23 protein-coding genes and 2 pseudogenes are annotated in these 19,282 nt (G+C 68.4%); 17 read left to right on the top strand and 8 right to left on the bottom strand.

The annotated features are described in order from the left end of the window. Positions 1-108 precede the first annotated feature (108 nt). From IEZ15_RS31540 to IEZ15_RS31505, 8 genes and pseudogenes are all read left to right on the top strand, one after another. Positions 109-480: pseudogene (locus tag IEZ15_RS31540) on the top strand (site-specific integrase); the annotation flags it as partial. Positions 481-559: 79 nt separating this feature from the next. Continuing rightward, positions 560-1,417 carry a HipA family kinase gene (locus IEZ15_RS31535; RefSeq protein ID WP_189280405.1) on the top strand — a complete coding sequence of 286 codons (858 nt, stop codon included), beginning with the start codon at positions 560-562 and terminating at the stop codon, positions 1,415-1,417. Beyond that, positions 1,414-1,797, top strand: a complete 384-nt coding sequence (locus IEZ15_RS31530) for a DUF3037 domain-containing protein (RefSeq protein ID WP_114243372.1) — start codon at positions 1,414-1,416, stop codon at positions 1,795-1,797. Before IEZ15_RS31535 ends, IEZ15_RS31530 begins: the two co-directional genes overlap by 4 nt. A 234-nt stretch (positions 1,798-2,031) precedes the next feature. Next, entirely contained in the window at positions 2,032-2,793 is a 762-nt protein-coding gene (gene fabG / locus IEZ15_RS31525) for a 3-oxoacyl-ACP reductase FabG (protein ID WP_189280404.1), read from the top strand. A 20-nt stretch (positions 2,794-2,813) separates the two neighbouring features. Further along, positions 2,814-3,569 carry an SDR family oxidoreductase gene (locus IEZ15_RS31520; protein WP_189280403.1) on the top strand — a complete coding sequence of 252 codons (756 nt, stop codon included), beginning with the start codon at positions 2,814-2,816 and terminating at the stop codon, positions 3,567-3,569. A 118-nt stretch (positions 3,570-3,687) separates the two neighbouring features. Continuing rightward, on the top strand, positions 3,688-5,268 hold the full coding sequence (locus tag IEZ15_RS31515; protein ID WP_189280402.1) for an ABC transporter substrate-binding protein: 1,581 nt from the start codon (positions 3,688-3,690) through the stop codon (positions 5,266-5,268). 87 nt (positions 5,269-5,355) lie between these two features. Continuing rightward, positions 5,356-6,039, top strand: coding sequence for a uracil-DNA glycosylase (locus IEZ15_RS31510; RefSeq protein ID WP_114243368.1), 684 nt, complete (start codon positions 5,356-5,358; stop codon positions 6,037-6,039). Positions 6,040-6,205: 166 nt separating this feature from the next. Beyond that, positions 6,206-6,691, top strand: a complete 486-nt coding sequence (locus tag IEZ15_RS31505; RefSeq protein WP_114243367.1) for a hypothetical protein — start codon at positions 6,206-6,208, stop codon at positions 6,689-6,691. A 54-nt stretch (positions 6,692-6,745) separates the two neighbouring features. On the opposite strand, the gene IEZ15_RS31500 is transcribed toward IEZ15_RS31505, so the two are convergent. Together IEZ15_RS31500 and IEZ15_RS31495 are read right to left on the bottom strand one after the other, a co-directional pair. Then, positions 6,746-7,198 carry a hypothetical protein gene (locus tag IEZ15_RS31500; protein ID WP_189280401.1) on the bottom strand — a complete coding sequence of 151 codons (453 nt, stop codon included), beginning with the start codon at positions 7,196-7,198 and terminating at the stop codon, positions 6,746-6,748. 75 nt (positions 7,199-7,273) lie between these two features. Next, positions 7,274-7,951 carry a TetR/AcrR family transcriptional regulator gene (locus IEZ15_RS31495; RefSeq protein WP_189280400.1) on the bottom strand — a complete coding sequence of 226 codons (678 nt, stop codon included), beginning with the start codon at positions 7,949-7,951 and terminating at the stop codon, positions 7,274-7,276. A gap of 76 nt (positions 7,952-8,027) precedes the next feature. Between IEZ15_RS31495 and IEZ15_RS31490 the strand changes: the two genes are divergently transcribed. From IEZ15_RS31490 to IEZ15_RS31480, 3 genes are all read left to right on the top strand, one after another. Then, on the top strand, positions 8,028-9,281 hold the full coding sequence (locus tag IEZ15_RS31490; RefSeq protein WP_189280399.1) for an FAD-dependent monooxygenase: 1,254 nt from the start codon (positions 8,028-8,030) through the stop codon (positions 9,279-9,281). Positions 9,282-9,323: 42 nt separating this feature from the next. Then, on the top strand, positions 9,324-10,223 hold the full coding sequence (locus IEZ15_RS31485) for a Gfo/Idh/MocA family protein (protein ID WP_189280398.1): 900 nt from the start codon (positions 9,324-9,326) through the stop codon (positions 10,221-10,223). 135 nt (positions 10,224-10,358) lie between these two features. Beyond that, on the top strand, positions 10,359-10,706 hold the full coding sequence (locus IEZ15_RS31480) for a DUF8108 domain-containing protein (RefSeq protein WP_114243362.1): 348 nt from the start codon (positions 10,359-10,361) through the stop codon (positions 10,704-10,706). 18 nt (positions 10,707-10,724) lie between these two features. On the opposite strand, the gene lnt is transcribed toward IEZ15_RS31480, so the two are convergent. The 3 genes from lnt to IEZ15_RS31465 form a co-directional block, all read right to left on the bottom strand. Next, positions 10,725-12,368, bottom strand: coding sequence for an apolipoprotein N-acyltransferase (lnt, locus tag IEZ15_RS31475; RefSeq protein ID WP_189280397.1), 1,644 nt, complete (start codon positions 12,366-12,368; stop codon positions 10,725-10,727). Positions 12,369-12,465: 97 nt separating this feature from the next. Further along, complete coding sequence (locus IEZ15_RS31470; protein ID WP_189280396.1) at positions 12,466-12,963, bottom strand: nuclear transport factor 2 family protein; 498 nt, start codon at positions 12,961-12,963, stop codon at positions 12,466-12,468. A 68-nt stretch (positions 12,964-13,031) separates the two neighbouring features. Then, on the bottom strand, positions 13,032-13,895 hold the full coding sequence (locus tag IEZ15_RS31465; protein ID WP_189280395.1) for a universal stress protein: 864 nt from the start codon (positions 13,893-13,895) through the stop codon (positions 13,032-13,034). Positions 13,896-14,004: 109 nt separating this feature from the next. On the opposite strand from IEZ15_RS31465, the gene IEZ15_RS31460 reads away from it, so the two are divergent. From IEZ15_RS31460 to IEZ15_RS31450, 3 genes are all read left to right on the top strand, one after another. Next, positions 14,005-14,454 (top strand): ABC transporter permease subunit, encoded by a 450-nt coding sequence (locus IEZ15_RS31460; RefSeq protein ID WP_229846215.1) that lies wholly within the window; start codon positions 14,005-14,007, stop codon positions 14,452-14,454. A gap of 126 nt (positions 14,455-14,580) precedes the next feature. Then, positions 14,581-14,850: an MDR/zinc-dependent alcohol dehydrogenase-like family protein gene (locus IEZ15_RS31455; protein WP_114248874.1), complete on the top strand. Its 270-nt coding sequence runs from the start codon at positions 14,581-14,583 to the stop codon at positions 14,848-14,850. A 116-nt stretch (positions 14,851-14,966) separates the two neighbouring features. Continuing rightward, on the top strand, positions 14,967-15,221 hold the full coding sequence (locus IEZ15_RS31450) for a DUF1049 domain-containing protein (protein WP_114243357.1): 255 nt from the start codon (positions 14,967-14,969) through the stop codon (positions 15,219-15,221). 34 nt (positions 15,222-15,255) lie between these two features. Here IEZ15_RS31450 and IEZ15_RS31445 read toward each other — a convergent pair. After that, positions 15,256-15,384: pseudogene (locus IEZ15_RS31445) on the bottom strand (undecaprenyl-diphosphatase); the annotation flags it as partial. After that, complete coding sequence (locus IEZ15_RS31440) at positions 15,372-16,121, bottom strand: site-specific integrase (protein ID WP_189280393.1); 750 nt, start codon at positions 16,119-16,121, stop codon at positions 15,372-15,374. The gene IEZ15_RS31440 and the pseudogene IEZ15_RS31445, both read right to left, overlap by 13 nt. Positions 16,122-16,419: 298 nt before the next feature. Between IEZ15_RS31440 and IEZ15_RS31435 the strand changes: the two genes are divergently transcribed. The 3 genes from IEZ15_RS31435 to IEZ15_RS45260 all read left to right on the top strand — a co-directional run bounded on the left by IEZ15_RS31435 (position 16,420) and on the right by IEZ15_RS45260 (position 18,191). Then, positions 16,420-16,584: a hypothetical protein gene (locus IEZ15_RS31435; protein WP_189280392.1), complete on the top strand. Its 165-nt coding sequence runs from the start codon at positions 16,420-16,422 to the stop codon at positions 16,582-16,584. Between the two features lie 158 nt (positions 16,585-16,742). After that, positions 16,743-17,186, top strand: a complete 444-nt coding sequence (locus tag IEZ15_RS31430) for a hypothetical protein (RefSeq protein WP_189280391.1) — start codon at positions 16,743-16,745, stop codon at positions 17,184-17,186. 276 nt (positions 17,187-17,462) lie between these two features. After that, entirely contained in the window at positions 17,463-18,191 is a 729-nt protein-coding gene (locus IEZ15_RS45260) for a recombinase family protein (protein ID WP_229846214.1), read from the top strand. Between the two features lie 204 nt (positions 18,192-18,395). On the opposite strand, the gene IEZ15_RS31420 is transcribed toward IEZ15_RS45260, so the two are convergent. Continuing rightward, positions 18,396-18,908 (bottom strand): hypothetical protein, encoded by a 513-nt coding sequence (locus IEZ15_RS31420; RefSeq protein ID WP_189280390.1) that lies wholly within the window; start codon positions 18,906-18,908, stop codon positions 18,396-18,398. Positions 18,909-19,282 lie beyond the last annotated feature (374 nt).

The following is a 19,282-nucleotide window of genomic DNA, read 5'->3' as shown; positions in this document are numbered from 1 at the left end:
CGGCGAACATGCGCACCGCACGCCGACGCAGCTCAAGCGGGTAACGGGAAGGTCGTGCCATGACTCGATCCTTTCATGAAATCGAGCCTCCACCTCACCCGGGGCGGTTCACTGCTGCTCACCACGCGATTTGGCAACGCCATCGCGGTCAATACATGGAACACCTATACGTGGAAGCCTGCTCTGGCCAAGGCTGAGGTCATCCCCCAGCGGCCCGAGGGAGCCAAGCCCTGGCAGTGGGCTGCGGCTCCAACGGACGGTTTCCACGTGCTGCGACGTACCTACGCCTCGATCATGTTGGAGGCAGGCGAGTCTGTCGTCACGCTGGCCCAGCGGTTGGGGCGCTCATCGCCGACGATTACGCTCGGTTACTACGCGCACTTCATGCCGGAGGCCGGGAACCGGGGCCGGGCTGTGATCGACGGTTTCCTCGGAAAGCGGGTCGCTTGCCAAAACTCCCCAGATTCTCCCCAGGGCTGATCGGGGTGATTCCCCAGGCTGTACGGCCCTGACCTCGGTCCGTGGATCTCCAGGGATCTGAGCCGTATAGCCTGGGGAAATGCTCACCGAAGTCATCGCGACCCGCTATGTCACACCCTTGCGGGAGGGCGGATCGCTGCCCGGAATCGTCGAAGCCGACGACCTCGGCACCTACGTCATGAAATTCACCGGCGCCGGACAGGGCCGCAAGACACTGGTCGCGGAGGTCATCTGCGGACAGCTCGGCCGCAGGCTCGGCCTTCGTGTCCCCGACCTCGTACAGATCCAGCTCGACCCGGTCATCGGGCTGGCCGAGCCCGACCAGGAGGTGCAGGAACTCCTGAAGGCCAGCGGCGGGCTCAATCTCGGGATGGACTTCCTGCCCGGCTCGATCGGCTTCGACTCGCTCGCCTACCAGGTGGACTCCCGGGAAGCCGGACGTGTCGTCTGGTTCGATGCGCTGATCAACAACGTCGACCGGTCCTGGCGCAACCCGAACATGCTGATCTGGCACGGCGACCTGTGGCTCATCGACCACGGCGCCACCATGATCTGGCACCACAACTGGCCCGGCGCCCAGGTCTCCGCCGCCAAGCCGTACAACGCCTCGGACCATGCGCTGGCCCCGTTCGCCCCCGATATCGCGGCGGCCGCCGCCGAGCTCGCCCCGTTGGTCACCGAGGAACTGCTCACCGAGGTCGCGGCCGATGTCCCCGACGAGTGGCTGGTGGACGAGCCCGGCTTCGACTCCACCGACGAACTGCGCCGCGCCTATGTGGAAGCGCTGCTGCCGCGCGCCGCCACCATTCATGAGCGGATCGCGATGGAGGGCCCCACCGGGCCCAAGCCGTCACAGGCCCCCGGCTGGCTCACCGAGCACCTCACCCCCTGGCCGCACCCCACCAAGAAGAAGAGCGACAAGGACGGCCAGCGGTGACCGAGCGCGATGTCTTCGAGTACGCGCTGCTGCGCGTGGTGCCGCGGGTGCAGCGCGGCGAGTTCTTCAACGCGGGCGTGGTCGTCTACTGCCACGCACGGGGTTTCGTCGCCGCACGTATCCATCTCGACGAGACCAAGCTGAAAGCCCTGGACCCGAGTGCGGACGTGGTCGGTGTACGGGCCGCCCTGCATGCTGTCGAGGGCGTGTGCCGCGGCGGCACGGACGCGGGCCAGGCGGCCCGCGACGACGCAGGCCGTCGCTTTCGCTGGCTGATCGCCCCGCGTTCCACTGTTGTCCAGCCGAGCCCTGTGCACAGCGGTCTCACAACCGACCCGGAGGCCGAGGTCGAACGGCTGCTCGACCTGTTGGTGCGCTGATTCGCCGCCCTGCGGCGCCGCCCGCCGCCACTGCGGCAGCGGCGCCGCCGGGTGTGACATGCGCCCCTGCGGCCGTGGGCCGTTGACACCGAGTGCCAGGGCTTCTAGCGTCTCGTCTGCTGAAGGTACTAAGCGGTTGCTCAGTTATCGGGAAGGCTCCGCGCACGCGAAGGTTTCGTGCCGGGGCGCCCCGACGTCCGCTGAGCCGCGATCCAAGGGCGAGGAGAACCAAGCATGTCCACCACCGAGCAGCGCGTCGCCATCGTGACCGGAGCGGCGCGGGGCATTGGCGCCGCCACCGCGGTACGGCTGGCGGCCGAGGGCCGCGCCGTCGCCGTACTCGACCTCGACGAGGCGGCCTGCAAGGACACCGTCGAGAAGATCACCGCCGCCGGGGGCACCGCCCTCGCCGTCGGCTGCGATGTGTCGGACAGCGCACAGGTGGAAGCCGCGGTTGCGCGGGTCGCCGCCGAGATCGGCGCCCCGACGATCCTCGTCAACAACGCGGGCGTGCTCCGCGACAACCTGCTCTTCAAGATGAGCGAGTCCGACTGGGACACTGTGATGAACGTGCACCTCAAGGGCGCGTTCCTGATGGCCAAGGCTGTCCAGAAGCACATGGTGGACGCCGAGTTCGGCCGCATCGTCTCGCTTTCCTCCTCCTCGGCGCTCGGCAACCGCGGCCAGGCCAACTACTCAGCCGTCAAGGCCGGTCTGCAGGGCTTCACCAAGACCCTCGCCAAGGAGCTCGGCAAGTTCGGCATCACCGCCAACGCCGTCGCACCCGGCTTCATCGTCACCGAGATGACCGCGCAGACCGCGGCCCGGGTCGGCATGGGCTTCGAGGAGTTCCAGGCCGCTGCCGCCACCCAGATCCCGGTGCAGCGCGTCGGCCGCCCCGAGGACATCGCCAACGCCATCGCCTTCTTCACGGGCGACGAGGCCGGATTCGTCTCCGGCCAGGTCATGTATGTCGCCGGCGGACCGCTCAACTGACCCGAAGGGTTACGGACATCATGACTGTGCAGGACAGTGGGAAGGTCGCGCTCATCACGGGCGCGAGCCGGGGCATCGGCTACGGCATCGCCGAGGCGCTCGTCGCCCGCGGCGACCGGGTGTGCATCACCGGACGCGGCGAGGACGCTCTCAAGGAGGCCGTCGAGCAGCTCGGCTCCGACCGCGTCATCGGCGTGGCGGGCAAGGCGCATGACGAGGCGCACCGGGCGGCGGCGGTCGAGCGCACCATGGAGGCGTTCGGCCGTGTCGACTTCCTGATCAACAACGCCGGTACGAATCCGGTCTTCGGTCCGATCGCGGAGCTCGACCTCAATGTCGCCCGCAAGGTCTTCGAGACGAATGTGATCTCGGCGCTCGGTTTTGCCCAGCTGACCTGGAAGGCCTGGCAGAAGGAGAACGGCGGGGCGATCGTCAACATCGCCTCGGTCGCCGGCATCTCCGCCTCGCCCTTCGTCGGCGCGTACGGCATGAGCAAGGCTGCCATGGTCAACCTGACCCTTCAGCTGGCGCACGAGTTCGCGCCGGTCGTCCGGGTCAATGCGATCGCCCCCGCGGTCGTGAAGACGAAGTTCGCCAAGGCGCTGTACGAGGGCCGCGAGGCGGAGGCCGCCGCGGCCTATCCGCTCGGCCGGTTGGGGGTCCCCGAGGACATCGGCGGCGCCGCCGCGTTCCTCACGTCGAGCCAGAGCGACTGGATCACGGGACAGACCCTGGTGATCGACGGCGGGATCTTCCTGAATGCGGGCGTGAGCTGAGAGCGGCCTGAGTGGGTTTGGCCCTGATTGACTCAAGTGCCCTGTCGGGCCTGCGGATTGACCCGACGGGGCACTGCGGTAAGGTCTGCCGACCCATGGCTGATCGAGGAGCGTTCACGTGTTCTACCGGGCCAGTCTGCAGGCCTCTGCAGTCCTTGCTTCCCTCTCTCTGCTGGCAGGCTGCGGACTTCTCTCCGACAGCGGCTCGAAAGCGGAGCAGAAGATAGTCGTCGGTACGACCAGCGAGCTCTCCACCCTCGATCCGGCGGCGGCGTGGGACAACTCCTGGGAAATGATGCGGAATGTCTTCCAGACTCTGGTGAGTTTCCCCACAGGCAGCACCAGCCCCGAGCCCGATGCGGCGGAATGGTGCAAGTTCACCGATACGACCAGCACGGCCTACCGGTGCAAACTCCGCAAGGGCCTGAAATTCTCCAATGGCGACAAACTCGACGCCGAGGCCGTGAAGTACTCCATGGACCGGATCACGGCCCTCAAGGTCAAGGGCGGCCCTGTCGGTATGCTCGGTTCGCTCGACCGGGTCGAGACCAAGGGGGACGACATCGTCATCTTCCATCTCACCAAACCGGACGCCACATTCCCGTTCGTCCTCGCCACACCCGCGATGTCGCTCGTGGCGCCCAGCGACTATTCGAAGCACAAGGTCCGCAGTGACGGAAAGGTCACCGGATCCGGTCCCTATCTCCTGGATTCGTACAAGCCGGGGAACCGGGCCGAACTGGTGAAGAATCCGGACTACAAGGGTTTCGCCAACCGTAAGAACGACGCTGTGACCATCCGGTACTTCAAGGATTCCGCCCCCGTGGTCGCGGCGCTGAAGAAGAACGAGATCGACGCGATCTACCGCGGCCTCACCGCCGAGGAGGTCGTCGGTCTGGAAGACAGCAAGGACGAGAACAGCAATCTGCAGATTGTCGAGACGGTCGGCGCGGACATTCGCTTCCTGGTATTCAACCCCGAGGATCCGGCCGCCGGGAATGTAGCCGTACGGCGGGCCGTCGCCCAGCTCGTCGACCGTGACGCCCTGGTGGCCAAGGTCTACCAGGGGACGGCCGAGCCGCTGTACTCCATGGTCCCCAAGGGCATCGCCGGACACACCACGAGCTTCTTCGACGCCTACGGTGACCCGGACAAGGACAAGGCGAAGCGGATTCTCGTCAAGGCGGGCATCACCGAGCCCGTCTCAATGACGTTCTGGTTCACGACCGACCGCTACGGCTCGTCCACGGCCCCCGAGTTCGACGAGCTGAAGCGACAGCTGGAGGCCTCCGGGCTGTTCCGGATCACGCTGAAGAGCAAGCCCTGGAAGGAGTTCCAAGAAGGCTTCACCAAGGGCCAGTATCCTGTCTTCGGCCGCGGCTGGTTCCCGGACTTCCCGGACCCGGACAACTTCATCGCCCCCTTCGTGGGCAAGGAAAGCGTCACCGGGAGGCCGTACATGAAGCGCGAGATCATCGAGCAACTGCTGCCGCAGACCCGCAAGGAGAGCGACCGGGGCGCGGTCAGTGAGCAGTTCGAACGGGCCCAGCAGATCCTGGTCGACGACGTGCGGCTGCTGCCGCTGTGGCAGGGCAAGCTGTACGTCGCGGCGGGCGAGGACATCGGCGGCGGCGAGCGTGCCCTGGACCCGCAGACGGTCATGCAGATGTGGGAGCTGTACCGCAAGGCCAGCTGGTAGGCCCCGGCAGGGCTCGCGGGGTCCGTTGTCAGTGGCCCCCGGTAGGTTCTCGGTCTAAGAACTGATTAGTTACCGGAGGTTGTTGACGTGACCGACACCGACCTGCTGCCCGAGTCCTGGCGCGGCGTCCTCGGCGAAGAGCTGCAGAAGCCCTACTTCAAGGAGCTCACCGAGTTCGTCGAGGAGGAGCGGGCCAAGGGGCCGGTCTATCCGCCGCGCGACCAGGTGTTCGCAGCCCTGGATGCCACGCCTTACGACAAGGTGAAGGTTCTCGTCCTCGGTCAGGACCCGTATCACGGGGAGGGGCAGGGACACGGGCTGTGCTTCTCCGTGCGGCCGGGTGTGAAGACGCCGCCCTCCCTGCGGAACATCTACAAGGAGATGAAGGAGGAGCTCGGCCTGCCGATCCCGGACAACGGGTACCTGATGCCATGGGCCGAGCAGGGCGTGCTCCTGCTCAACGCCGTGCTGACGGTGCGCGCGGGCGAGGCGAACTCGCACAAGGGCAAGGGCTGGGAGAAGTTCACCGACGCGGTGATCCGCGCGGTCGCCTCAAGGCCCGATCCGGCGGTCTTCGTGCTCTGGGGCAACTACGCGCAGAAGAAGCTTCCGCTGATCGACGAGGAGCGCCATGCGGTGGTGAAGGGTGCGCACCCGTCACCGCTGTCCGCCAAGAAGTTCTTCGGCTCCCGTCCGTTCACGCAGATCAACGAGGCGGTGGCGGCGCAGGGGCACGAGGCCATCGACTGGCGCATCCCCGACCTGGGCTGACGCTGCGGTTTCGGCCCGGGCCGGCGGCGGGCGCCCGGTGGACAGGTCCGGGCCGGGGGGCGGGTGCCCGGTGGACAGGTTCGGGACGCCCGCCCGAGCCTCAGCGGGATTGACCGCGGCTGCGGCTAGCGTCGAACGGAAACGGGACGTGGACAGGGAGGCCGCAGTGACGGAGCAGCGGGAGGCGTCGAAGGATGCCGTCATGACCAGGATCGGCCAGGCGATCATGCTGCTGCACGGCGGCGACCGGGAAGAGGCCCGCAATCGCTTCGGCGAGCTCTGGTCGGAGATCGGCGAGGACGGGGACGCCCTGCACCGGTGCACCCTCGCCCACTACATGGCCGACACGCAGGACGACCCCGGTGATGAGCTCGCCTGGGACCTGAGGGCTTTGACCGCGGCCGGCAGCCTGACCGACGAGCGTGCCGCACAGCACTCCGATGCGCTCGCGGTGCGGGCGTTCTATCCCTCGCTCCATCTCAATCTCGCGGCGGACTATGTGAAGCTCCACCGTCCCGAGGCGGCCCGGATCCATCTGGACCGGGCGCGCGCCGCGTCCGGCGTGCTCGCGGACGACGGGGCGGACGACGGATACGGGGGAGGGGTCCGCGCGGCGATCGCGCGGCTGGAGCTGAGGCTGCGGGAGCTGTGAGGGGTGGCCCGTCCGCGGCGGACGGGCCACCCGCTCGGCTCTCTCCTGCCGGGCTCAGCGACCGTAGGTGTTCTCGCAGATCCGGGACTGCGGACTGCCCGCGGGCCAGTGCCCGTATCCCCGTCCCAGCGCGCAGACGTCCTTCTCGGTGACGGGGGTCGGCAGGTCCGGGACGGGCGCGGTCACGGGGGGCGGGACCTGGCGCGGCCGAGGCCGCGCCGCCCCGGTGTGCTTCCGTTGCTGTGGTGCGCGGGGCGCGGCGCGGCGGGTGTCCGGCGGTGCGCCCCGCGCCGGGGCGGATGCGGAGGTGGACGGCTCGGCGGCCGGTACGGCTCCCAGGCTGTCGTGGACCGGCGGTCGCACGATCTGTGGCGCCAGGTCCTGGGCGGGCCTGCTGGCCCCGGGCCGGGACGAAACGTCCGGCTGCGGCGCCACGGACACACATCCGGACAGTGTCGTGACCGCCACGCCAACCAGGAGCTTCACGGTGATTCGGGTTCGTTGCACCTGATCAACTCTGCTGTGCGAACCCGGTTTTGAGTGAGCCGGGAAGCCATGATTGGCCCGCACGAGTGACGCCGGTCAGCGCAATGCCGCCTGCGATCCGAGCATCCCGCGCAGCAGTTCGGTGAAGCCGGTACGCAGTTCCTCCTCGGTCGGTACGGAGCGGTGGTACGACCCCGCGGCGCACGAGAACATCAGCCCCTCGCACCAGGCCACCAGGGACAGGGTGTGCCGCTCGGGCTCGGCCGACCCGGCCGCCGTCATCAGCGCCATCAGGGGCTCGCGGAACTGCCGGCCCGTCGCGTCGAAGAACTCCCGCAGCTCCGGGCGCCGGGTGGCCTCGAGGGCGAGCTCGTAGCGGCAGATGAGCAGTTCGGGGTGGCGGGTGAGATATCGGTGCAGGGCTGACGCGAGACCGGCGACCAGCGCCTCTGGGCCGATGCGCGTGCCGTTCTCCGCGCCGGTGCCCGAACCGCCTTCCGGGCCGGCATCCGGCCTGTCCGTCCTGCCGGTGCCCGGAACCGGAAGTTCACCGGGGGCGAGCACCCGCGCCTCGCGCTCCGCCAGCCGTTGCACCGTCACCTCCAGCAGGGACTGCCGGGTGCGTGCGTAATTGGACGTCGAACCCTGCGGGAGTCCGGCGCGCTCGTCCACCGCGCGGTGGGTCAGGCCGCGCATCCCGCGTTCGGCGAGGAGCGCGAGGGCGGCATCGGTAATGAGATCGGCCCGGGAGGTGCCGGTGGTGCGTGTGGCCATGGGGCCAACCTACCTTCGGAACTACAGCTGTAGTACGGTGACGTTGTCACTACAGCTGTAGTTTCGAGGAGGAGTGATGGACAAGCCTCATGCCGTCGTCATCGGCAGCGGGATCGGCGGCCTCACCGCGGCGGTGGCCCTGCACGGTCGCGGCTGGCGGGTGACCGTCCTGGAGCGCGCAGCCTCGCTGGAACCCGTGGGCGCCGGTATCGCCCTCGCGCCCAACTCCCAGCGCGCGCTGGACGTCATCGGCCTCGGCGACGAGATCAGGTCGCTCGCCGCCTGGCAGGGCGACGGCGGTATGCGTACCCCGAGCGGCCGCTGGCTCTCCCGTACGAACAGCGCCGTCGCGACCGAGCGGTTCGGCGGCCCGATCGTCCTGTTGCACCGGGCCACCCTCGTCGGCCGCCTCGTGGCCCGGCTGCCCGCCCCCGCCGTTCGTACCGACGCCGCCGCGAAACTGCTGGACCCGGGCGCCGTGGACGGTGCGCGTGCGGTGGTCCGGACGGCGGACGGGGACATCGAGGCCGACCTCGTCATCGGTGCCGACGGCATCAACTCGGGCGTACGCAGCGCACTCTTCCCGGCCCACCCCGGACCCTCGTACGCCGGATTCACCACCTGGCGCATCGTCGTCCCCGCGCCCGAGCGGCCCTTCGCCCCGCACGAGACCTGGGGGCGCGGCGCACTCTGGGGCACCCAGCCACTCAAGGACGGCCGGACATACGCCTACGGGGCCGCCGTCGCCCCCGCCGGAGACCGTGCCGCCGACGACGAGAAGTCGGAGCTCATGCGCCGGTTCGGCAGCTGGCACGACCCGATCCCCTCGATCATCGCCGCCGCCGAGTCCGGACAGGTACTCCGCAACGACGTGTACCAGCTGACCGACCCCCTGCCGTCCTTCCACCGGGGCCGCACCGCCCTCGTCGGCGACTCCGCCCACGCCATGGCACCCAGCCTCGGCCAGGGCGGAAACCAGGCCGTCGAGGACGCGATCGTGCTCGCCCACCATGTGACACCGGGCAGGCACCTCGGCGCGGGTCTGGCGGCGTACACCGCCGACCGGCTGCCCCGCACATCGGCCATCGTCCGCAAGGCCGCACAGGCCTCCCGGCTGATGTGCCTGACCAGTGCCCCGGCCGTGGCGCTGCGCGACGTCCTGATGTCCACCGTCTCGCGGATCGGGCCCACGCTCGTCCTGCGCACCTTCGACGGCATCGCGGACTGGCAGCCGCCGCAGCACACGTATGCTGCCCCGACGAAGGACGCGCACAGGTCACCGCGGCAGACATCGGCTCGAAGAGCCCGACCGGGCTCCCCCGATCGATGAACACCGCGCCGGTCGGCGCTGAACAGTGAGAGGGAGACCCCTGTGAAGGTCGGCTGCATCGGGCTCGGCGACATCGCGCAGAAGGCGTATCTGCCGGTTCTGACGACCCTGCCCGGGGTCGAAATGCATCTGCAGACCCGTACCGCCGCCACCCTGGCCGCGGTCGCCGAGAGCCACCGGATCCCGTCCGGGCAGCGCCACACCGACCTCGAATCGCTGCTCGCCGAGGGCCTGGACGCCGCGTTCGTCCACGCCCCGACGGCCGTGCACCCGGAGATCGTGGGCCGGCTGCTGGACGCGGGCGTCGCCACGTACGTCGACAAGCCACTGGCCTATGAACTCGCCGATTCCGAGAGGCTGGTGCGCCTTGCTGAAGAGCGAGGGGTGAGCCTCGCCGTCGGTTTCAACCGCAGGGTCGCGCCCGGCTACGCGCAGTGCGCCGAGCACCCGCGCGAGCTGATCCTCATGCAGAAGAACCGAGTGGCCCTGCCCGAGGATCCACGCACCATGGTGCTCGACGACTTCATCCATGTCGTCGACACACTGCGCTTCCTGGCGCCGGGGCCGATCGAGCACACCGTCGTACAGGCCAGGATCCGCGACGGTCTGATGCACCATGTCGTGCTGCAACTGGCGGGTGACGGGTTCACCGCCATCGGCGCGATGAACCGGCTCAGCGGCTCGAACGAGGAACGGCTGGAGGTCTCCGGCCAGGACTCCAAGCGCGAGGTCGTCAACCTCGCCGAGGTGATCGATCACAAGGGGCAGCCGAGCGTGCGACGGCGCGGCGACTGGGTGCCGGTGACCCGCCAGCGCGGCATCGAGCAGAGCGTGCTGTCCTTCCTGGACGCAGTGCGGGCCGGAAAGGTGCTGAGCGCCGGCGACGCCCTGCAGACGCATGAGCTGTGCGAGCGCATCCTGCGCGACCTGGACTGCGCCTAGCCAGGGTCTGTGCGGGTCAAGGGCCGCACAGACCCTGGAGCCGTGTCCTGTCACGGGCCCTTCGGCCCCGGGATGCGTCGGGCCCGGCTCCGATGCAGGCTGGGGGGATGACCACCGGCCCGTGGAGGTGACCTCGTGAGGCCCCACGACAAGCCAAAGGGCTGGGGAGCACTCCAGCCGCCGCCCGGCTACTACTCGGCCGACGGGCGGCCGCCCGACGCGATGCAGCGCGGGCTGATCCTCGACTGGGCGGTCAATCAGCGGATCGCGAGCGGCTGGCGAGTGGAATCACGCTCCGAGACACAGGTGGTCATGGTCCGGGGCCGGCCGCTGAATCACGTGCTCCACGCCATCCTGATGGTGTTCACCTGCTTTCTCTGGGGCGCTGTGTGGCTGGTTCTTGCCGTGACCAACAAGGTCGAGCGGGTCTCGCTCACTGTCGACGCCCAGGGCCACATCGTCTCCGTGAACGGCCCCGGATAGTCCGGCCGGTCTCCGGGCTCACGGCCTGGAGCGATCGGTGGATTCATCGGATTCAGCGAGTGAGGCAACCACCGGAGCCGCCGCACCCCTCGCGGCGGCCGGCCCGCCCCGGTGGCGCCTGCGGAGCGATCGCACCCCTTCGAAGGCGCAGAACACGGCCAGCACGGCCGACGCCCCGTACACCGGCCAGTCGCCCAGCCGTACGTAGAGCGTCGTACCGGACGCCAGCGGTACATCGAACACGGCCGCGCCGCTCGTATCCGTACCGAGCGGGGCACCGATCCGCTCGCCCTGCGGGCCGTACACCGCACTGACGCCGGTGAGTGTCGCATGCACCATCGGGCGGCCGTTCTCGGCGGCCCGCAGCGCCCCGAGCGAGGCGTGCTGTTCGGGAGCCCAGCTGTGCTGGAACGTCGCGGTCGACGACTGGTCGATCAGCAGTTGCGCTCCGTCCCGGGTCAGCCGCCGGCTCATGTCGGGGAACGCGGACTCGAAGCAGATCAGCGGCCCGATGCGCAGACCCCTCCCTCCGGCGGCCCGGGGAAGCCACATCGTCACCGGGTGGGTGCCCCGCAGCCGGTCCTCGCCCGCCGCCTTGCCCAGGGACGTGGCCCACCCGAGCACCGAACGGGCCGGGATGTACTCGCCGAACGGCACCAGCCGCATCTTGTCGTACCGGTCCCCGGTCAGTCCGTCCGGACCCACCAGCACCGCGGATTTGAAGATCCCCGTCCGACCCGGTCCGCCGGTCTGCCGGGCGTCCATGTTGACCAGCACATCCGCGCCCACCCGACGCGAGAGGGCCGCGATCCGGGCGGTGACTTCCGGGTGCCGGGAGAGATCGACACCGACACTGCTCTCGCCCCACACGACCAGATCGAGATCGCGTCCCGCCAGCTTGCCGGTCAGCCGCTCGCTGACGGCGAGCCGACGCTCCACGCTGTGGGGACCCGAGATCACACCCGGCTGCACGACGGCGATCCTGGCCACGCCCGATCGCTCGGGCTGCGGCGCCCACTGCGCCATCGCCCCCGCGGCCAGGGCGCACACCACGATGCCGACGACGGCGACCGTACGGGCGGCAGCGGCCACGAACAGGAGGGCGACGGCGGTGTTCACCGCTACCACCAGAAGGCTCACCAGCCACACCCCGCCGACGGATGCCACGCGGAGTGCCGGAGCCACCTCCCACTGGCTCGCGCCGAGCAGCCCCCAGGGACCGCCGAGGCCCTCCCAGGAGCGCGCCAGCTCGATCATCAGCCAGCCGCACGGCACGACGACGACAGCGGCCATGGCTGCTGCGACGGAAATTGGCGCGCGCAGTACCCGGAAGACCAGCAGACCCCACGGCGCCCACAGCAGACCGAGCAGGGCCGCCAGGACCACGATGAACACATGGAGACTCGGCATCAGCCAGTGATGCACGGCGAGCAGGTAGCCGATCCCGCCGAGCCAGCCGTCGAGCGCCGCCCGGCGCCCCGTACCGGCGGACCGGATCAGCAGCAGCCACGGCACCAGACCGACATAGGCGAGCCACCACAGGGAAGGCGCCGGGAACGCGAGCGCGGGCAGCGCACCGGCGAGCAGTGCGAGGCAGCCGCGCCACCGGCCGGACCGCAGCATCCGCTCCCACTGCTCGCGCCGACCGGCCGGAATCCGCATGCCGCGCCTCCTCGTCCTGCTGATCAGCAGTGTCCCCCCTGGTCACCTGTTCCGCAGTTCTTTCCCGGCGCGGGGGCGGAAGCACCGGTGGGCGGGATCAGGAGGGGGTGAGCGCGTCAGCTGTGCCGCGCCACTTCTCATGCACGGTCACGGTCCGGATCCGCCAGCCGTTCCCCGTACGCGACAGTGTGAAGGCGTACCGCCCGCCGGAGACGAAGTTCGGCGTGGTCGCCCCCGCCCCGGAGCCGCCTTCGCCGCCCGCCGTGCTGTCCAGCCTCATCGGGTTGAGGTAGTCGGCCCGCACTTCGGCCCGGTCGCCCGGGTAGCCGCCCAGGTCCTGGATGTCGAGCCGGCGGTTGACGATCAGATGCTGGCGTACGGGGAAGAGCCGCATGGTTTCCGCGAGCCACTGGGCGACCTCGGCGGCAGGCCCTTCGATTCCGCCCGCGCCACGGTAGTCGGCGCGGCCGTCCGCGGTGAACAGGGCCCGGTAGTCCACCCATTCGCCGTCGTCCACCGCCATCGCATAGCCGGTGATCACTGCATCGATGGAAAGCTGGTCCATCACGGTCGAGAGATCCACGCGCTGCGTCATCGGGTCAGTGTCTGCCCGCCGGCGTCCGAGGCCAAGGGGCGTGCACGCACGACGGGCCGACACAACCCTCAGCAGGGCACCACGGCCACCGGGCCGAGGGCATGCGTGAGCGTGGTCTGTGCGACGGGGGAGAGCCCGAGCCCGAGGGACTCACCGCCCTTGCGCCGCCCGATCACGGTCAGTGCCGCGGTCGCCGAGGCCGTGACCAGGGTGCGGGCGGCGGAGCCGCCGACCGGTTCCCTGACGACCTCGACCTGCGGGTACTTCTCCCGCCAGCCGGCGGTGAGTTCGGCGAGGGTCCGCTCGGCCGCAGCTGCCGCCGCGTCCCGGTCGAAGACCGGGCCGCCGGACAGCATCGAGGAGAACATCGTCCAGCCGTGCACGATCCGCAGTCGTGCACCGGGCCGGGAAGCGGCCGTCGCGAAGGCGAATTCCAGCACCGCTTCACTGCTCTCGTCGGCGGCGACGCCCGCGACAATGTCGGGAAAGGGTTCGGCCGCCTCCCCTTCGTCCTCGTCCGACGGTCCGCTGTGGATGACGACGACAGGGCACTGGGCCATCGAGGCGGTCGCCAGACTGTTGGAGCCGAGCATCAGGGACCGGAAACCGCCCAGACCGCGCGAACCGACGACCACCAGTGACGCGTCACGGCTCAGCGAGGCGAGCGCCGCCGAGGGGAAGTCCAGCGGTGCGAGCGTCGACGGGTGCAGATCCGGAACGATCTCGGACACCCTTCGCACGGACTGGGTGAGCAGTTCCTCGGCCTCGCGCTGCTGTGTCTCCTGACCGGTGCGCCGGTTCGGCGTCCGGGCGTGCACGATCACCAGCGGGAGCCCCTGGCGGACGGCCTCGCGGGCGGCCCAGTCGAGTGCCTCACGGCTGTGCGACGAGCCGTCGACGGCTGCGATCACGGGAAGCTCGGTGATGGTCATGATTTCCTTCCGGGTTCCGGCTGTACATGTCCCAGGTTGGTACGCATACACGTCTTCTGGCAGGGCCTTTCGGCCTCATCTGCCCGGGAAGATCCGGGCAGATGCCACCATGCGTAACAACACCCTGCTGCCGGCGGCGAGCGCGTTCGTCCTCACCGTAGCGGCGTCCCTCGCCCTGGGCTGCTGGGCGGCCGACCGGATCACCGGACACGCGGCCACCTCTGCGTTCGCGGTGCCCGAGTTCGTCGTCTCCGTGCGCCTGCCGCTCGTCCCGTCCCTGTGGACGGGCCGGCCGCCCGCCGTCACTCTCACCGGCGTCGACGGCGAACCCGCCACCCGGACCAGGCCGATCCTGCCGGTCCTGGCCCTCGTCATCCCGCAGGCCGGTTGGAACACCCGCATCGTGCGCGGTGCGCTCGCCGACCGGGCAGCCACCCCGCACGTCGAGGCTGCCCCCTTCGACGGGCTTCCGATGCGCCAGGTCGTGCTGCGCCACGCGCTGCCCGGCGCGATACCGGCCCTCGCAAGCCGGTCGCCTTCGGGCTCTCCTTCGGCCTGACACTCGTCGAGGTCACCCGGGTGACCTCGTAACATACGGATCGGAGACCGGACCCGGGCCGTGCTGCTCGGGCCGAGAGCCTTCCGGCCCACCGCGATTGTCAGTGCCGGATGGGATCCTGCCCCCATGGACGAGCTGATGCGGCAGCGGCGCGTGTACGGCGCCGACCATGACGATCCCGACCCGGGGCCCCAGCCCGGTCACTCCTACCGGGAGTTGGTGGGCGGCCCACTCGACGGGCTGCTCCTCGATGTGACCGGCTGGACGGAGACGGCACTGCGCGAGGGGGCGGCGCTGAACACGGAGATCGGGCGGTTCGGCCCGGGCGGCCGAGCGGAGTACGGACCCAGGGACGGCGACTTCGACCGGTGGGACTGGCAGGGCGACATACCCTGACCGCCACGCAATTTCGTAGAGGTGGTGTGGCGGCGGCCGGCATCGAGCCCGCTGCGCAGAACGTGATGAATGAGACCTGCCAGGACTAATCACCTGAATCGCTCGATACTGGATTCATGGCACAGAAGACGTCTCGACCGCACGCCCCGCCGACCCTCTCCGTCAAGGGCCGGGACGTGCGGATGCGCACTATCGGGATCTTGGTACTGATCGGTCTTGCGATCTGGTTCATCGCCGCGAACACCGAATCGGTCGGCATCCGTATGTGGGTGCCCATCGTCACCCTGCCGCTCTGGGCGGTACTGACCGTGACTCTGCTGGTCGGACTGGTGATAGGCGCGGTGCTGGCCCACCGCAGGGCGAAGCGCTGAGCCGGACGGACGAGGTGAGGGCGCGCGTGCGTAGTGCCGACTCGCCGACGTGCGGGCTCAGCACCCCTGCCGCCACCAATGCGAACAGAGCTGGCCCGAGCAGCACGCGGTAGATGACGAACGGCATGAAGCTCTTGGTCGTGATGAACTTCATGAACCACTTGGTGTGTTGGAAACCTGTGCGGCGCTGACCTGCCCCTTCATCCAAGTTAGAAGATCAACTGGGAGAGGCTTGGGAGAACTGGGCAACCAGTCCGCCCCCGAAGTCACCACGAAGCCTTGCCACCGAACCTGCAGTGAATCCATGATGGCACGCTCCATCGTCGGTGTGACGTTGCTGTACGTGCCCTCGACGCCAGCGAGGAGCAGGTACAGCCGCTTCCCCGCGTAGGCCTTCACCGTCGGCCAGCCGGGAAGCGGCCGCCAGGTGGAGCGCGGCGTCGATGTCTCGCGGCCATCAGCGATCTTCCCCCTGTAGCGGTACGTGAAGTTCGCCTTCGCCAGGGGACCGCCATTGATTGATGGAAACACCCACTCGCTGTCGTGGCTGTCCAGCAGCATCTCCAGCAGCTCAGCCAGGAACCGGGGGATCACCAGCGTCCGGTGGCTGTCGTACTTGGGCGGCAGAAGCGTGAGCACACTGGCCTTCCACTGGTGCTGATACTGCACACGGATCGCCGGCATGGTCTGCTCAACCAGGTACCGCTCGATGGACTCTTCACGCTGCTCGTCGTCAGGGTCGGAGGCAGGCCAGGTGGGATGGGCGTACTCGCGGCGCAGCGCATACAGCTCAGCTGGACGCATCCCGGTGAACGCCATCGTCAGGATGAACACGTAGCCAGGGAACCCCCAGAAGACCGAGGCGTTGAGGGCCAACTGGTGGACATCGGTGATGTCCATGTACCGCTTTTTCTCTTTGACCTTCTTCGTGTACTTCCCGCGGCGACGTCCGTCGTAGGTCCGGCTGGCCCGAAGGGCGAAACCGGCCCAGCTGGTCCGCCCGGCACCGACGGCAAGAACGGTAAGGATGGCGCCGACGGGCAGACCTGCCCGAACGGTTACTCTCTCCAAGCCCCACCAAGCGATCCGGATGCCCTGGTGTGCCGCCGTACTGGCGCCGACACACCGTTCCCGGACCAGTCCCGCAACCTGCTGGGGCTCGGCGCTCTGGCGACAACCTCGATGTACAGGAGACTTGATGGCTGACTTTCCGCCGCAGCAGGTACAGCGGCGCGTGGACGACAGCGCTGCAGACATGGAGACGCTCGTCGACCTCGGACTCGTCGAGGAGCAGCCGGTGCCGCAGTACGCCGGGCTGTTCGTCGAGCCCGACATCCCGCCCCTCGACGACGAGACCGAGTGATATCGCCCCCTCCCGCTTCGGCGGGAGGGGGTTTCGTTTGTCCTGCGCCATCGGACTTTGAGCGTGTGCCACTGAACGTTGAGCGGCGAGATCCCCGATTGCTAGCGTTACCGAACGGCTCTGAGCCAGTTCTAGGGGGTAGCGAGATGGATCAAGGGGTGGCTGCAGTGCTTGGCGCGGTGGTGGGTTCCGTGGCGACCGGAGGCGCGGCGTTCGTCACGAGCTTGGGGGCGGCACGTCTCCAGACTCGCAAGGAGCGAAAGGAGGGCTGCCTTGCGCTCATGAACGAAGCGGCGGCAGTCCTGCACCTGACGGAGGACGTGATGATCCACGCTGCGGCGGAGCGGGGAGAGGCACGCACACCGGATTACGCCCAGTTCACCGCCCAGTCACTAGAGGGTCGCAGACGCGTCGCGAAGACTTCTGACGTCCTAGTGCTAGCGGGACCCCGCGGAGTGAAGGACACCTGTGACGCACTGACTGAGGCGGCCAGTGCAGTGCATCTCGCGATCATGCGTGGAGACGAGACGGTCCTCGCGGAGGCGGTCGGCAGGTTGATGCAGAGCATGGATGCACTCCGGCAAAGGGGGCCCAGGATCTGACGGCATTGGGGCGCTCCGCGAGCGATCAGCCTTCAGTGACAAACGCTCAAAGTTCGGTGACACAGCACATCGTTGTGTGGCACGGCTGGCGATCAGGGGTGTCCAACAACCGATCCTTACCTGCCAGCGGCCGTTCATCAATCGGTCGGGATGTGTACCCGAACGCTGACGCGCCGAACGCCCCTATCTGGACCCTTAGTTGTTCAGAAACCCGTTCATCTACCTGGTGCTGTTCAGGTATCTATCGGAAGCATTTGATGAACAAAGGGGAGTCCTGTGGCCTTAGTTGGCCTCGTTCGAGTCAGCACCGACAGGCAGAACACCCAGCGGCAGCACGATGCGCTGGACACGATCTGTATCAAGGTCTTCGAAGAGAAGATCAGCGGCAGGCTCAGCACCGAAGAGCGACCCGTACTCATGGCCGCGGTCGAGTACGTGCGCGAGGGCGACATGCTCTGCGTGCAGGAGGTCGACCGGCTCGGCCGCAACCTCCTCGAGGGACTGATCGTCCTCAACGACCTTTTCGAGCGCGGCATCGCCGTCAAGGTGCTCGAAGGCATTGCCGCCGGCGAGCACAAAGAGCGCTCCCTCATCCTCGACCTTGCCCTGGCCCTCGCCGAGGATCGCCGTCGGGACATCGTCAAGAAGACGAAGGACGGCCTGGAAGCCGCCCGTAAGCGCGGCCGAGTTGGCGGGCGCAAGCCTGTCATGACGGAGACGCTGACCGTTCAGGCTGCCGCTCTGCGCGATCGAGGCTTCACCATCAGGCAGATCCAGCCGCACCTACGGATCGCCGAAGGTGCGAACAAGGGAAAGAATCCCAGCGTGGGCGCGACCTACTCCTGCCACACTGGCCTCGGCCCCGCTGTCACCCCCGTCGGCGGGGCCACCTGCTGCCCGGCCCGGTTGTCATACGGGCCCAGTACCGTGGACTCATCACATTCGCGCTTATGGCTGGGCGCAGCTACGAGAACGCCCCCGACCCGGTCGCAGTGGGTGTCGTGAAACCTCCGCGTGTGCAGTGCCGGAGCTGCTGCCGTGCGATCGGCTCGAGGTCACGCTGTGACGGGGCGTCAACCATTCGGCCCGGCAAGGGAAAAGGACCCAGACAGACTGTCCGGGGCCTCTTCCCTTGCCGGGCCCACGCCCATTGACATGTCAGGGATCAATGAGCGTTGCTGGTCTAAGGGTGTGCCAGTCCCGCTAGCGCTAGCAGAATCTGGCTATAGCGGCGTCTTTGCCCATGTTGAACCCCTTCTCGAAGTTGGGGTCCGGTGCGGCTATGCCCGCCGGCAGCTCCGCCGTGCAGGCCTCCTTGGCGGCGGCGAAGCCAGCCTTGAAGCCCATCGCCAACTGGTCGTTGACTTCCTTCTCCTCGGCCTGCTTGACCGTGCCGCATGTGAGCCTCGGCCCGCCCTCCTCCTGCAGGGTCATGGCCCCGAAGCCCGTGATCACCGAGAGGGAGGTCTGCAAACCTCCGTCAGCCCCAGCCTCCAGGGCCACCGGGGTAATCTTTCCGCCCACTCGCAGCTGCACAGGCGATCCTGGGGTGAGTCCCTGCGCGATGACGTTGAAGGCATTGCCACCCGGGTCTTGCGTCACGTGGCATGTGGCCGCAGGCGCGACCGCCTGGGCGGAACCGGTTGCGAAGGACACCGAGCCGAGTGCCAGTGAGGACACTGCCAGGGGTGCCAACGCGATGAAGCGAAAACGTCCGTTCATTGTTCTGCCTTCCCTTCGGGCATCACGCGAACGAAATGCCCAGCCGAGAGGTTGGAATGCACAGGACGGGCGTGAATGAAGAGGCGGTTCCACGCCTGAGCGGCACGGTTTCGCAGCTCAGGCAGAGACCGGGGGAGCCCCGGGCGGCCCTAGACATGGGCCCCGCATCCGATGACAGCCACCGCCCCACAGAGGGTGGCCTCACGCTTCCGTACACGATCTCAAGGTCCTACCCGTTTGTCGACTTGAGGCGAATACAGGTGGAAGGCCGCCGCATTTGCCTCGTCCCATGCCGTTCCCCTCCGGCGTGTACGGCTCGGCGAGGGCCTACTTCTGCTCCGCGAGGGCGGAACGGTCCAGCATGATCAGATCAT

Origin of the sequence: Streptomyces atratus (assembly GCF_014648655.1) — a bacterium.
In the GTDB taxonomy this organism is placed as follows: Bacteria; Actinomycetota; Actinomycetes; order Streptomycetales; family Streptomycetaceae; genus Streptomyces; species Streptomyces atratus.
The sequence above is the reverse complement of the archived record's forward strand: the minus strand, read 5'-3'. Positions and strand labels throughout refer to the sequence as shown.

Coding starts and splice junctions, on each gene's coding strand:
- IEZ15_RS31535 (WP_189280405.1), top strand. CDS start 560: ATGCTCACCGAAGTCATCGCGACCCGCTATGTCACACCCTTGCGGGAG.
- fabG (WP_189280404.1), top strand. CDS start 2,032: ATGTCCACCACCGAGCAGCGCGTCGCCATCGTGACCGGAGCGGCGCGG.
- IEZ15_RS31520 (WP_189280403.1), top strand. CDS start 2,814: ATGACTGTGCAGGACAGTGGGAAGGTCGCGCTCATCACGGGCGCGAGC.
- IEZ15_RS31495 (WP_189280400.1), bottom strand. CDS start 7,951: ATGGCCACACGCACCACCGGCACCTCCCGGGCCGATCTCATTACCGAT.
- IEZ15_RS31490 (WP_189280399.1), top strand. CDS start 8,028: ATGGACAAGCCTCATGCCGTCGTCATCGGCAGCGGGATCGGCGGCCTC.
- lnt (WP_189280397.1), bottom strand. CDS start 12,368: ATGCGGATTCCGGCCGGTCGGCGCGAGCAGTGGGAGCGGATGCTGCGG.
- IEZ15_RS31470 (WP_189280396.1), bottom strand. CDS start 12,963: ATGACGCAGCGCGTGGATCTCTCGACCGTGATGGACCAGCTTTCCATC.
- IEZ15_RS31465 (WP_189280395.1), bottom strand. CDS start 13,895: ATGACCATCACCGAGCTTCCCGTGATCGCAGCCGTCGACGGCTCGTCG.
- IEZ15_RS31460 (WP_229846215.1), top strand. CDS start 14,005: ATGCGTAACAACACCCTGCTGCCGGCGGCGAGCGCGTTCGTCCTCACC.
- IEZ15_RS31455 (WP_114248874.1), top strand. CDS start 14,581: ATGGACGAGCTGATGCGGCAGCGGCGCGTGTACGGCGCCGACCATGAC.
- IEZ15_RS31450 (WP_114243357.1), top strand. CDS start 14,967: ATGGCACAGAAGACGTCTCGACCGCACGCCCCGCCGACCCTCTCCGTC.
- IEZ15_RS31440 (WP_189280393.1), bottom strand. CDS start 16,121: ATGGACATCACCGATGTCCACCAGTTGGCCCTCAACGCCTCGGTCTTC.
- IEZ15_RS31435 (WP_189280392.1), top strand. CDS start 16,420: ATGGCTGACTTTCCGCCGCAGCAGGTACAGCGGCGCGTGGACGACAGC.
- IEZ15_RS31420 (WP_189280390.1), bottom strand. CDS start 18,908: ATGAACGGACGTTTTCGCTTCATCGCGTTGGCACCCCTGGCAGTGTCC.